The sequence below is a fragment of the Reyranella sp. genome (assembly GCF_004296935.1).
GTDB lineage: Bacteria > Pseudomonadota > Alphaproteobacteria > Reyranellales > Reyranellaceae > Reyranella.
On the sequence record NZ_SCVH01000170.1, the window covers coordinates 24,597 to 37,995 of the forward strand.

The window sequence follows — 13,399 nt, forward strand, 5'->3', positions numbered from 1 at the left end:
AGCTGTGGATAGAACACACTGTGGAAGACACCTAGATGTTGGGAAGGGTTTGTCCCTTCCCACTATGGATAGATGATACGGCACCTGTGATGGCTGTCATCGGCAATTTTTTTCCCCGCGTGTGAATCTCAGGAATGGTTGGTTAAATATCTGTAAACATTCATAAAAATAGGCTTTGAAATTTTGTTTTTCCGGCCGTATGCGAACCTTCGCAAGTGCAGCATTAGAGGAGAACAAAACGCGCTTTGCCACGGATTCCGTGGGCTGGAAACAGAAACGCCAGCGAATCGGCTCAACCGCATCGGGGCAGGTCGCAAAACGCGAGACACGATAGGCACTTTCGGCGTCGCGACCTGATCGTCGTCATAGTGTCATGGTGCGCGTTAACATCGGGCTGAGGAATCGACGGTTAGGCGAAAACCTCATGCTGAGGAGGCCACGTAGTGGCCGTCTCGAAGCATGGGCGCCAAAGACCGTGCTGTTGCCCATCCTTCGAGACGCGCGCTATGCGCGCTCCTCAGGATGAGGATTGTGGGAGGGAAACGCTAAAAATGGCCATCGCACCGGCGCCGCGGGTTTACGGCTTGGACGCCATCTGCGCCGCCGCCCGCGCGACCACTGCCCATGGGGCCGGCGGCGAGGAAGCCGCCCGGTTCGCCCGCCGGCTGTTCGAGCGTGTCGCCGACAAGGATCTGGCTGCAGCGCCCGCGGAGCAGCGGGCCGCGGCAGCGCGCGCCCTGCTGGCCTTCGCCCGCCGCCGCCTGCCCGGCATCGCCAAGGTCCGGGTGTTCAATCCGATCGAGCAGGGCCACGGTTTCGAGAGCCGGCATACCGTGATCCACGTCGTCAACGACGACATGCCGTTCCTGGTCGATTCGATCGCCAACGAACTCAATCGCCGCGAGATCGCCGTCCATCTGCTGGCCCATCCGGTGCTGACGGTGCGCCGCGACCTCGACGGCGATCTCCTCGACTTCGGCCCCGACTCCGGCAATCGCGCGCGCCTCGAATCGATGATGCACATCGAGATCGACCGCCAGGCCGAGCCCGGCCAGCTCGACGAAATCGCCGCGGCACTGGCCCGCGTGCTGGCCGAGGTGCGCCTCGCGGTCGACGACTGGCGGCCGATGCGCCAGGCCTGCCTCGACGCCATCGCCGACCTCGCGCCCGGCCGCTCGGCCAATCTCGAGGAATACGAAGATTTCCTGCAATGGCTGGAAGCCGGCCACTTCACCTTCCTCGGCCACCGCCGTTACCGCTATGTCGACGACCCCAACCAGGCGGGCGGCATCCGCTACGACCTGGTGCCGGGCTCGGCGCTGGGCATCCTGCAGCGCGACGAGGTGCGGCTGTTCGATACCGGCCTCGGCAGCGGCGAAGCGATGACGCGCTTTGCCCGTGGGCCCGACAACATCCTGATCGTGAAGACCGACCGCGCCTCGCTGGTCCATCGCAGCGGGCCGATGGATTGCGTGATCGTGAAGACCTGCGACGCCGACGGAAGGGTCACCGGCGAGCGGCGCCTGGCCGGCCTGTTCACGTCGGCCGCTTATCACGCGATGGTGGCCGACGTGCCGCTGCTGCGCGGCCGGGTCGAGGGCGTGCTCGGCCGCTCGGGCGTCGATGCCCACGGCCACGACGGCAAGTCGCTGATGGCGATCCTCGATTCCTACCCGCGCGACGAGCTGTTCCAGATCGACGAGGACACGCTCTACGACCAGGTGCTGGGCATCCTGCAATTGCAGGAGCGCCGCCGCGTGGCGCTGTTCACGCGCCGCGACGCCGTCGGCCGCTTCGCCGCGAACCTGGTCTTCGCCCCGCGCGAGCGCTTCGATGCAGCACTCAGCGACCGCTTCGCCGCGATCCTCGAACAGGCCTGGGACGGCAAGGTGACCTCGGTCACCTCCTCGACCGGCAGCGATTCGGCGCTGGCCCAGGCGCTCTATACGGTGAAGCTCAACCGGCCGGAGGCGGCCGCGCCCGACATCGCCGCGCTGGAACAGACGCTGGTCGACGCGGCCACATCGTGGAACGACCGGCTGCGCACGGCGCTGCAGGCGAAGCTCGGCGAGGCCGAGGGGCGCGCCGCGGCACGCCGCTGGCGCGGCTGGTTTCCGCCCGCCTACCGCGAGACCTTCGACGCCGCACAGGCCGCGGTCGACATCGATCTCCTGCAGGCCCTGCTGGGCGGCGCCCACTTCGGCGTGCAGGTCGGCCGCCGGGTTGGGCTGCCCGCGCACCGCTTCGCCATCCGCCTGTTTCATCCGCGCAAGCCCATCGCGCTGTCGGACATCCTGCCCCTGGCCGAAAACCTCGGCCTGCGCGTGCTGAGCGAGGCGCCGTTCCTGCTGCGCACGCCAAACGACGACCCAAACGACAGCAGAGGCGGCGGCATAGCCGTGCAGGTATTGCGCGTGGAGACGGCCGACGGATCGGCGGTCGATCTCGCCTCGGTCGGAGCGCGGTTCATCGAAGCGATGGAAAAGCTTCGGGCGGGCGAGCTGGAAAACGACGGGCTCAACCGCCTGGTGCTGGGCGCCGGCCTCGGCTGGCGCGAGGTGGCGCTGCTGCGCGCCTATTCCAAGTATCTGCGCCAGGCCGGCGTGCCGTTCAGCCAGGATTACATGGAGCGCACGCTGGCGGCCTATCCCGCCATCGCCCACGCCCTCGTCGATCTGTTCCTGGTCCGCTTCGATCCGGCGCTGGGCGCGGCCCAGTCCGACGTGCGCCAGAGCAGCAGCCAGGCGATCGAGGCGGCGATCGCCAAGTCGCTGGAAGGCGTCACGACCCTCGACGAGGACCGCATCCTGCGGCGCTTCCTCAATGCGCTCCGCTGCACCTTGCGGACCAATTTCTGGCAGACCGGCGCCGACGGCGCCGCGAAGGACTGGATCTCGCTGAAGATCGACAGCCGGGCGATCGACGATCTGCCGGCACCGCGGCCCCTGGTCGAGATCTTCGTCTACAGCCCGCGCATGGAGGGCATTCATCTGCGCGGCGGCAGGGTGGCGCGCGGCGGCATCCGCTGGTCCGACCGGCGCGAGGATTTCCGCACCGAAGTGCTGAGCCTGATGAAGACCCAGATGGTGAAGAACGCCGTCATCGTGCCGGTCGGCTCCAAGGGCGGCTTCTATGTGAAGAGGCCGCCAGCAGGTGGCACGCGCGAGCAGATGCAGGCCGAGGGCATCGCCTGCTACCAGACGCTGATCCGTGGCCTGCTCGATCTCACCGACAACTATGTCGGCGACAGCATCGTGCCGCCGGCCAACGTCGTGCGCCACGACGGCGACGATCCCTATCTGGTGGTCGCCGCCGACAAGGGCACCGCTACTTTCTCCGACATCGCCAATGCACTGTCGGCCGATTACGGCTTCTGGCTGGGCGATGCCTTCGCCTCGGGCGGATCGGCCGGCTACGACCACAAGAAGATGGGCATCACGGCCCGGGGCGCGTGGGAATCGGTGAAGCGCCACTTCCGCGAACTCGGACAGGACATCCAGACGACAGCCTTTACCGTGGCCGGCGTGGGCGACATGTCGGGCGACGTGTTCGGCAACGGCATGCTGCTGTCGCCGCACATCAGACTGGTGGCGGCCTTCGACCACCGCCACATCTTCATCGATCCCGCGCCCGACGCCGCCGCCAGCCTGGCCGAGCGCCGGCGGCTGTTCGACCTGCCGCGTTCATCGTGGATGGACTACGACAAGACGCTGCTGTCGACGGGCGGCGGCATCCACGACCGTGCCGCCAAGTCGATCCCGCTCTCGGTCGAGGCACGACGCGCGCTGGGCATCGAGGCAGCGACCACGACGCCCGCCGAGCTGATGCGCGCCATCCTGGCGGCACCGGTCGACCTGCTCTATTTCGGCGGCATCGGCACCTATGTGAAGGCGTCGAGCGAAAGTCACGCCGACGCCGGCGACCGCGCCAACGATGCCGTCCGCATCGACGCAGCGAAACTCCGCGCGAAAGTCATCGGCGAGGGCGCCAACCTGGGCTTCACCCAGCGCGGCCGGATCGAGGCGGCACTGGCGGGCGCCAAGATCAACACCGATGCGCTCGACAACTCGGCCGGCGTCGACACCTCCGACCACGAGGTCAATATCAAGATCGCGACCGGCACCGCGGTCGCCGACCGCGATGCGCTGCTGTTCTCCATGACCGACGAGGTGGCGGCGCTGGTGCTGCGCAACAACTACCAGCAGAGCCAGTCGGTCAGCGTCAGCGAGGCGATGGCCGGCGAAGAGCACGACCGGCTGGAGCGGCTGATGCGCAGCCTGGAACGCGGCACGGAAGGAAAGGGGGGCCGGCTCGACCGGGCCGTCGAGTTCCTGCCCAACACTGCCGCCATGCGCACCCGGGCGCTCGCCAAGCAGTATCTGACGCGACCCGAACTCTCGGTGCTGCTGGCCTACGCCAAGCTCGACCTCAGCGACGAGATCCTGGAGTCGGACCTGCCCGACGATCCGCTGCTCGAGCCCGAGCTGCTGCGCTATTTCCCGGCGGCGCTCCGCGAGCAGCACGAGCCGCTGATCGAGACGCACCGGCTGCGGCGCGAGATCACGACGCTGCAGGTGGTGAACTCGCTGGTCAACCGCTGTGGCCCGACCTTCGTGCACAACGTGGCCGGCCGCACCGGCGCGCCAGCCGCTTCGATCGCCCGCGCCTTCATCGTCGTGCGCGACGCCTGGAAGCTGCGCGATCTATGGGGTGACATCGAGGGGCTCGACCAGGCGCTCAAGGCCGAGGTGCAGACAAGGATGCTGGTGGCCTCGCAGCGCTTCGTGACGCGGGCCGTGCAGTGGACCTTGCGCCGCCTGCCGCAACCGCTCGACACCATGGCGGCAACGGAGCAGCTCGGTGCGGCGGTGGCGGCGCTGGGCGATCTGCCGGCCGATCTGCTCGGTCCGGCGGAAAGCGCCGCGCTCGGCGAGCGGACGGCCGCCTTCGAGACGATGGGCGCGCCGGCGGACATCGCCCGGCGGGCAGCGGCGCTGGAAACGCTGGCGGCGGCGGGCGACCTGATGCAGGCGGCGCAGGCCGGCGGCTGCAACATCGGCGATGCGGCCCGACTCCACTTCCGCCTCGGCGAACGGCTGTCGCTTGCACTGCTTGCGGCCGGCGCCCGCAACCTGCCGCGCGACGGCCAGTGGCCGGCGCAGGCGGCGCTGGCGATGCAGGACGAACTCGCAGCCCTTCATGCCGACCTGCTGGCCTCGGCGCTGCGGGCCGCCGGCCCGGAAGCGGCATGCGACACGAGCACCGCGCTGGAGCGCTGGAGCGCGCCGCGCAAGCTGGCGCTCGACCGCGTCGACCGGCTCCTGAAGGAAGATCTGGCGGCGGCCGGCGCCCTCGATCTCGCCATGCTGTCGGTCGCGGCGGCCGAGTTGCGAAGCCTCGTCTAGGAAGCGATCATGCTGACTTGGAGCGAATCATGAGCAAGAAGACCGAGACCTTTCCCATCGAGAAGAGCGACGAGGAGTGGCGCAAGCAGCTCGATGCGCAACAGTACAGCGTGCTGCGCAAGCACAGCACCGAGCGCGCCTTCACCAGTCCGCTGAACAACGAGAAGCGCCCGGGCGCCTTCGTCTGCGCCGGCTGCGGCACGCCGCTGTTCGATTCGGCCACGAAGTTCGAGAGCGGTACGGGCTGGCCGTCGTTCTGGCAGCCGCTGCCCGACGGCGTCGGCACGACGACCGACCGCAGCTTCTTCATGACGCGGACCGAAGTGCATTGCGCCAAGTGCGGCGGCCATCTCGGCCACGTCTTTCCCGACGGACCGGCGCCCACCGGCCAGCGCTATTGCATGAACGGCGCGGCGATGAAGTTCGAGGAGAAGAAGTAGACTCTTACGTCGTCGGCTGGTCGCCCTGCGGCGGGGGCGGCGGCGGACCGTCGTCGCAGCCCTGTGCCAGCGCGGGCGAGAGGGCGGCCAGGGTCGACAAGAGAACGGCTGCGAGAAGACTGAGAAGTCGGGTCATCGGCGCCTCCAGGGACCGAAGTGGATCACAGCCCCTTCAGGAAGTCGATCAACAGTTTGTTGACCTCTGCCGGCTGCTCCTGCTGCACCCAGTGGCCGGCGCCTTCGAGGATGTGGCAGCCGCGGAGGCCGGGTAGGGTCGTGGGGTAGGCCTCGAGCTGGCTCTTGGCGGCGGGAAAGCGCAGCACGCCGTCGCGGCTGCCGGCGATGAACAGCGAGGGCTGGCGGATCGGCTGGCCGCGCCACGGACCGCCCAGCTCCCAGTTGCGCCGGAGGTTGCGGTACCAGTTGAGGCCGCCGCGGAAGCCGGTGCGCGCGAATTCGCCGGCGTAATAATCGAGATCGGCTTCGCCGAGCCAGGCCGGCAGCTTCTCGGGATCGACGGTGTTGCCGAGCAACGTGCCGCCGGGCAGGCGGCCGAATCCCTTGTCCTTGTCCGTCATGTCGCCGGAGGCCGTGAAGTAGAGCCGGCGCAGGGCGCCCCGGATGTCCTGCTGCAGTTCGGCCTCGGGCACGCCGGGCTTCTGGAAGTACTGCAGGTAGAAGTCGTTGATGCCGAGCTTCTCCAGCGCGCTCAGGATGTCGACGTAGCCCGGCGGCGAGTAGGGCACGCTCATGGCGCACACCGCCGTAAAAAGATCCGGCCGCCAGAGCGCGGCATGCCAGGCGACTGGCGCCCCCCAGTCGTGGCCGACGATCACGGCCTTGGTCTCGCCGAGCGCCTTCACCAGTTCGGCCATGTCGCCCACCATGTGGAAGAGCGTGTACTGGTCGATCGGTTCGGGCGCCTCGGTGCCGCCATAGCCGCGCATGTCCGGGGCCACGGCGCGGAAGCCCGCAGCGCTGACGGCCTGCAATTGATGCCGCCACGAGTACCAGCTCTCCGGCCAGCCGTGGACGAACAGCACCAGCGGACCCCCAGGTTCCTTTGGGGCGGCCTCGGCGTAGCGCATGTGGATGTTGTTGGCCTTGGTCGTCTTGAGCGTGACGCCCGGAACAGGCGAAGCGGTCATTTGAGTTACCCGCGCAGGTGAACCGGCCGCGACAGGCGCGTGCGGACCGAGGAGCGCGAGCCTAGCAGCAACGAGCCCAGGAAGAAGAGGCTGGCGAACAGCACGATCACCGGACCCGAGGGCAGGCCGGCATGGAACGACACCAGCAGGCCGACCGCGGCCGACGCAAACGCCATGGGCGCGGCGATCAGGGTCATCGACCAGACCTCGCGCGCCCAGAACGACGCCGCAACGGCGGGCAGCAGCACGATGCCGAGCGCCATCAAGGTGCCGAGCGCCTGGAAGCCCGCGACCATGTTCAGCACGGCCAGCGCGAGAAAGAGATAGTGATAGACCGAGCCGCGCACGCCCATGGCGGCGAGGAAGCCCGGGTTGAAGCATTCCACGACCAGCGGGCGGTAGATGGCGGCGAGGCCTGCGAGGGTGAGCGTGGCGGTCGAGACGACCAGGAACAGCGCCATGTCGTCGACCGCCAGGATGGCGCCGAACAGGATGTTCATCAGGTCGACGGCCGAGCCCCGCAGCGACACGATCAGCACGCCGAGCGCCATGGCGGTGAGATAGGCGGCGGCAAAGCTCGCGTCCTCGCGCATGCTGGAGAAGCGGGCGATGACGCCCGACACCAGCGCCGTCGCAATGCCGGCCAGGAAACCGCCCAGGCTCATGGCCGGCAGCGACAGGCCGCCCAGCAGGAAGCCCAGCGCCGCGCCGGGCAGCAGGGCGTGCGCCAGCGCGTCGCCCATCAGGCTCATGCGGCGCAGGATCAGGAACACGCCGATCGCCGAGCCGCCGACGGCCAGCGCCAGGCTCGCCACCAGGGCGCGGCGCATGAAGCCGAATTCGACGAACGGCTGGAACAGATATTCGTAGAGCATGGTGTGCGACGCGATCAGGCGCTCAGGCGCATCGGCGCTTCGCAGGCGTCGGCGTGTTCGTCCCACGCCTCGGCCATGGCGCGGGCACGCAACAGGTTCTCGGCCGACAGGACGCCAGGCGTTGGACCCGCTGCGACCAGCTCGCGGGCGAGCAGCAGGGAATTGGGGAAGTCGCGCCGCACCTGGTCGAGATCGTGCAGGACGGCGACGACGGTGCGCTTCTCTGCCTGCCAGCGGCGGATCACGACCATGAGGTCAGCGACGGTCTTGGAATCGATGGCGGCGAACGGCTCGTCCAACAGGACAAGGTCAGCGTCTTGCAGGAGCAGGCGGGCAAACAGCACGCGCTGGAACTGGCCGACCGAGAGCGTGTCGATCGGCCGGCGCTCGAAGCCGCTGAGCCCGACCGCTTCGATGGCGTGCTGGGCGTCGTGGATGTCGCCCCGGCCGGCCGAGGCGAAGCCGCCGAAGCGCGACCAGCGGCCGAGCAGCACCGTGTCGAACACCGAGATGGGAAAGCTGCGGTCGATCTCGGCTTGCTGCGGCAGGTAGGCGATACGCTTGGCCGAACACTCGATGCGGCCTTCGATGTGCGGCGCGAGGCCCAGCAGCGCCTTGAGCAGCGTGCTCTTGCCGGCGCCGTTGGGGCCGACGATGGCGGTCATCTCGGCGGCGGGAATCTCGGCCGACACGTGATGCACGGCGGGATGGCGATCGTAGCTCACCGTCAGGTCGACCAGGCGAAGGGCGACGCTCATGGCCCGGTACTCACGAGAGGGCCCACCAAGTACAGAGCCAGAGCACGGCCGACACGCCCAGCGCCATCGCGATGCGCGCGGGTGCGCTCATGGCGAGCAGGGCGGTGCCGGGGGAAACGGGTTCATGCATGAAGCCATATTGTTATAATATTACGTCAATTGAGTCCAGCGAGCCGGGTGTTACCGCGCGTTACCGCCCACTAACCGCTTCTTGATTGGCGGGCCCGACGCCAAGCGGGCATCTTGCCGTGATGATGAAGCCATCGAACCCCGGTCGACGCGCGCTGCTGATGGGCGGCGGCGCGGCGATTGTCGCCGGCCGACCTCGCGGAGCAGCGGCGCGCCGGCCGGGCAACGGGCCGTGGGCGGTCGAATTGTTCACCTCCCAGGGCTGCAGTTCCTGCCCGCCGGCCGACGCCTTCCTCGGCCGGCTGGCCAAGCGCCCCGATATCGTGGCGCTGTCGTTTCACGTCGACTATTGGGACTATATCGGCTGGAAGGATCCCTTCGCATCGCGCGAGACCACCGAACGCCAGCGTGGCTATGCAAAGGCCCTGAAGCAACGCTACGTCTACACGCCCGAGATGGTGGTCGATGGCATCGGCCATGATTCCGGGCGCGAGCCCGGCCAGATCGAGGCGTTGCTTGCGAAGGCGCAGGGCCTGGCGCCGCGGCGTGCAACCCCGGAGCTTTCGCGGACCATCGGCGGGCCACTCACCATCAAGCTCGCCGCCTTCACGCTCCGACACGGCCCGGCGGACGTCACCCTCGCCATCTACGACCGGCGCAACAACACGGCCGTGGCAAGCGGCGAGAACCAGGGCCGCACGCTGGAGAACTTCAACATCGTGCGACACCTCGAGTTGGTGAGCCGCTGGGACGGCGCGCCCGCCAGCTGGAGCATCGCCGCCGAGCGCATCCAGCCGACCCAGGGTGTGGCCGTGCTGGTCCAGCAGGCAGAGTGCGGACCGATGATCGGCTGCAACAAGCTGGAGCCCGCCTACTCCGGCTAGAATCCGGCCCCGGGATGGCCCAGGGGGCGGCCTTGCTTCCGCCACGGGTGCGGGCGAAGGTGCTGCGATGCCGCCCGTCGCCAGCGCCTCCGGCCGCCTGACCGCGGTTCTCGGTCCCACCAACACCGGCAAAACCTATCTCGCGATCGAGCGCATGCTCGGCCACGAGTCGGGCATGATCGGATTTCCGCTGCGCCTGCTGGCGCGCGAGAACTACGACCGCATCGTGGCCATCAAGGGCGCCAAGCAGGTGGCGCTGATCACCGGCGAGGAAAAGATCTCCCCGCCCGGGGCGCGCTATTTCGTCTGTACGGTCGAATCCATGCCGGTCGAGCGGCCGGTGTCGTTCCTCGCCGTCGACGAAGTGCAGATGGCGGCCGACCCCGAACGCGGCCATTTCTTCACCGACCGGCTGCTCCATGCACGCGGCATGAACGAAACCATGCTGCTGGGCGCCGACACGGTTCGACCGGTGCTGAACCGCCTGTTGCCCGACATCGACATGGTGGCGCGCCCGCGCTTTTCGAAGCTCTCCTATGTCGGGTCCAAGAAGGCCACGCGCCTGCCGCGCCGCTCGGCCGTGGTCGGCTTCTCAGCCGCCGAAGTCTACGAGATCGCTGAACTGGTCCGCCGCCAGCGCGGCGGCACGGCGATCGTGATGGGCGCCATGAGTCCACGCACGCGCAACGCCCAGGTCGAGATGTTCCAGTCGGGCGAGGTCGACTATCTGGTCGCGACCGATGCGATCGGCATGGGCCTCAACATGGACGTGAACCATGTCTGGTTCGCGAGCCTGCGCAAGTTCGATGGCCGCAGCTCGCGGCCGCTGCGCGCCGTCGAGCTGGCGCAGATTGCCGGCCGCGCCGGACGCCACATGAACGACGGCACCTTCGGCACCACGGCCGATGTCAGCGGCCTCGAGCCGGAGGTGGTCGAGGCGATCGAGAATCACCGCTTCGATCCCTTGCGCGACGTGCAGTGGCGCAACAGCGACCTCGATTTCCGCACGGCGCCGGCACTGATCGCCTCGCTCAACGTCGCGCCGTCACATGTCGCGCTCCAGCGCGTCCGCGAGCAGGACGACCAGTTGGCGCTTCAGACGCTGGCGGCGCAGTCGGATTTCCTGCCGCGCGTGCGCACGCCGCAGCGCGTGCGCCTTCTCTGGGAAGTCTGCCAGGTGCCGGACTTCCGCAAGACAATGACCGAGGAGCACACGCGCCTGCTCGGCCAGCTGTTCGAGCATCTGACCCAGGGCGGCGAACGCCTGCCCGAGGACTGGATCGAAAGTCACGTGAAGCGGCTGGAACATTTCGATGGCGACATCGATACCTTGATGGCGCGCATCGCCCATGTCCGGACGTGGACTTATATTTCGCACCGCCCGGACTGGATTCAACGTGCAACTCATTGGCAAGAGCGCGCCCGCGCCATCGAGGACAGGCTTTCCGACGCCCTGCATCAGCGTTTGACGCAAAGGTTTGTCGATAGACGGGCGGCTCTGCTTGTACGAAGATTGCGCGATGAGGGTGAAATGACGACATCGGTCGCCGCAGCGGGCGAAGTCACTGTCGAGGGCGAGCATCTCGGGCGGATCGAGGGCTTTCGCTTCGTTCCCGACGCGGCCGAGAGCCATGCCGATCAGAAGGCCGTGATGAGCGCCGCTCTGCGTGCGCTGCGTCAGGACCTTCCAGCGCGCCTGCAAGCCTTTGCCAGTTCGGCCGACGGCGAGATTGTCTTCGATTCCCAGTTGCGCGTGTGCTGGGGCGGCGGCCCGATCGCCCGCCTGCTGCCGAGCGGCGATATCCTGGCACCGAAGGTCGAGGCGCTGGCCACCGACCTGCTCGATGGGCCAGCCCGCGAGGAGGTGCGCAAGCGCGCCGCCGCCTGGGTCGAGACCCGTATTCGTCTTGGCCTGTCCGAGTTGATGGACGCCCGGGCGACGGCCGAGTTGCCGGCTGGCGCACGCGGTGTCGTCTTCCAGCTCGCGGAGAGCCTTGGTGTGCTGTCGCGTCGCCCGATCGAGGACCAGCTCGCCCAGCTCGGCGATGACGACCGCAAGGCGCTGGCCCGGCTCGGCGTCAGGGTCGGCGTCTACTCGATCTACTTCCCGAGCATGCTGAAGCCGGTTCCGATCCGTCTGCGCGCCGGCCTCTGGATGATCGCCCGCAATCGCGAGACCATTCCCCCGCTGCCGGCCGAAGGCCGCACGTCGATGGATCTGCCGAAAGATGCCGAGCGCGATTTCTACGCCACCATCGGCTACCTGCCGCTCGGCGATCACGCGATCCGAGCCGATATGGTCGAGCGCCTGGCGGCGATGGCGCGCCAAGCCGTCCGCGAGAGTCGCGAGACGGCACGTCGCGCGCAGCAGGAAAAGAAGTCCGCGCCAAGCGCACAGCTTCCCGTGGCGGCGGCCGATGCGCCGTCGGCCCCGCTCTCTGCCGACGAGATCAGTGAATGGGCGATCGTGGCCGCCGCGTTCGGCGAAAGCGAGCCCGCGCCGCAACCTGAAACTCCGGCCGCGCAGGAGCCCGAGGCTTCCACCGTCGAGGCTGTCGCCGTCGAAGCACCGATCATCGAAGCACCTGCCGCCGAAACGCCTGCCAATGACGCTCTCGCGGGCGACGAGACCACGACCGTCGAGGCCGTAGCCGTCGATGCACCGAAGCAAGAACCGAAGCCGGAGGGCCCGCGCGCGCTGCAACCGGGCCATTTCCGTGCCACGCCGCAGATGATGTCGCTGGTCGGCTGCTCCGAGCCCGAGATGGCCAACGTGATGCAAGCGCTCGGCTACCGGGTGCATCCGCCGTCGGAGGCCTCCGGGCCGCTGCACAGCTTCTCGATGAAGCCGCGCTTCGTACGCGAGCGCGAGGAGCAACGCGAGCGCCAGCGCCTCCAGCAGCGTCAACAGCGTCAACAGCGCGAGCAGCAGCGGCGCGAGCGACCTGAGCGGCCACCCAACGAGCGCCAGTTCTTCGCCGACGCACCGCGTCCTGATCGCGGCAAAGACGGACCGAGGGGCAGCGGCCCCCGGAACGACGAGCCGCGTAAAGATGGGCCCCGCAACGACGGCCCCCGCAAGGACGGTCCGCGTCAGGCCGGGCCGCGTCAGGATCGCGGCCACGGTGCGCGCCCGCCACGGCGCGACAGCGGCGGCCCGGCGCTCAGGCTCTACGCCACCACCGAGACCAAGAGCGATGCGCCGGCGGCCGACTCGCCGTTTGCCAAGTTGCTCGAGCTCAAGCTCGGCGGAAAGAAGTAGCCGCCCCAGCGCGCGATGCGGCTCGACAAGTGGCTCTGGCACGCACGCTTCTTCAAGTCCCGGACCTTGGCCACGCGCTACATCGAAAAATCGCGCTGCCGGATCGATGGCCGCATCGTCAGCAAGCCCCATGCGACGGTGGCGCCTGACATGGTGCTGACGTTTGCGCTCGGACAGCGTGTGCGGGTGGTGCGCATCGTCGCCCTCGGCGATCGCCGAGGGCCTGCGCCCGAGGCCCGCGCGTTGTATGACGAAATCGACTCTGCGTGATTCGGTAGCCTTGCGCGCGACGGTCGCACGCGTTAATCACCCGGCCGCTCGTATCTGGAGCCGTTGATGACCTATGTCGTGATCGAAGCTTGCATCAAGTGCAAGTACATGGACTGCGTTGAAGTCTGCCCCGTGGATTGCTTCTACGAGGGCGAGAACATGCTGGTCATCAATCCGGACGAGTGTATCGACTGCGGCGTCTGCGAGCCGGAGTGCCCGCCCAACGCC

Annotated in this window: 10 protein-coding genes; 6 read left to right on the top strand and 4 right to left on the bottom strand. The window is 68.1% G+C overall.

Annotated features, from left to right (window positions below):
- The first annotated feature begins 551 nt into the window (after positions 1–551).
- A complete protein-coding gene (locus EPO55_RS25985; protein ID WP_296340524.1) occupies positions 552–5,405 on the top strand; it encodes an NAD-glutamate dehydrogenase in 4,854 nt (1,617 codons plus the stop codon).
- 29 nt (positions 5,406–5,434) lie between these two features.
- The gene (gene msrB, locus EPO55_RS25990) at positions 5,435–5,845 is read left to right on the top strand and encodes a peptide-methionine (R)-S-oxide reductase MsrB (RefSeq protein ID WP_296340526.1); all 411 of its coding nucleotides are present in this window, start codon (positions 5,435–5,437) and stop codon (positions 5,843–5,845) included.
- Positions 5,846–5,849: 4 nt separating this feature from the next.
- Here msrB and EPO55_RS25995 read toward each other — a convergent pair whose 3' ends face one another.
- Genes EPO55_RS25995 through EPO55_RS26010 form a run of 4 tightly spaced genes read right to left on the bottom strand, consistent with a single transcriptional unit; the run spans position 5,850 to position 8,626 of the window.
- Entirely contained in the window at positions 5,850–5,981 is a 132-nt protein-coding gene (locus tag EPO55_RS25995; protein WP_296340527.1) for a hypothetical protein, read from the bottom strand.
- Between the two features lie 25 nt (positions 5,982–6,006).
- Complete coding sequence (locus EPO55_RS26000) at positions 6,007–6,993, bottom strand: alpha/beta hydrolase (RefSeq protein WP_296340528.1); 987 nt, start codon at positions 6,991–6,993, stop codon at positions 6,007–6,009.
- 5 nt (positions 6,994–6,998) lie between these two features.
- A complete protein-coding gene (locus tag EPO55_RS26005; RefSeq protein WP_296340537.1) occupies positions 6,999–7,868 on the bottom strand; it encodes a metal ABC transporter permease in 870 nt (289 codons plus the stop codon).
- Between the two features lie 14 nt (positions 7,869–7,882).
- Positions 7,883–8,626, bottom strand: coding sequence for an ABC transporter ATP-binding protein (locus EPO55_RS26010; protein WP_296340529.1), 744 nt, complete (start codon positions 8,624–8,626; stop codon positions 7,883–7,885).
- A 251-nt stretch (positions 8,627–8,877) separates the two neighbouring features.
- Between EPO55_RS26010 and EPO55_RS26015 the strand changes: the two genes are divergently transcribed.
- The 4 genes from EPO55_RS26015 to EPO55_RS26030 form a co-directional block, all read left to right on the top strand.
- A complete protein-coding gene (locus EPO55_RS26015; protein WP_296340530.1) occupies positions 8,878–9,639 on the top strand; it encodes a DUF1223 domain-containing protein in 762 nt (253 codons plus the stop codon).
- A 67-nt stretch (positions 9,640–9,706) separates the two neighbouring features.
- The gene (locus EPO55_RS26020) at positions 9,707–12,901 is read left to right on the top strand and encodes a helicase-related protein (protein ID WP_296340532.1); all 3,195 of its coding nucleotides are present in this window, start codon (positions 9,707–9,709) and stop codon (positions 12,899–12,901) included.
- Positions 12,902–12,916: 15 nt separating this feature from the next.
- Complete coding sequence (locus tag EPO55_RS26025) at positions 12,917–13,171, top strand: RNA-binding S4 domain-containing protein (RefSeq protein ID WP_296340533.1); 255 nt, start codon at positions 12,917–12,919, stop codon at positions 13,169–13,171.
- Positions 13,172–13,237: 66 nt separating this feature from the next.
- Positions 13,238–13,399, top strand: a 162-nt coding sequence (locus EPO55_RS26030; RefSeq protein ID WP_296340538.1) for a ferredoxin family protein, incomplete at its 3' end; no start/stop codon positions are given.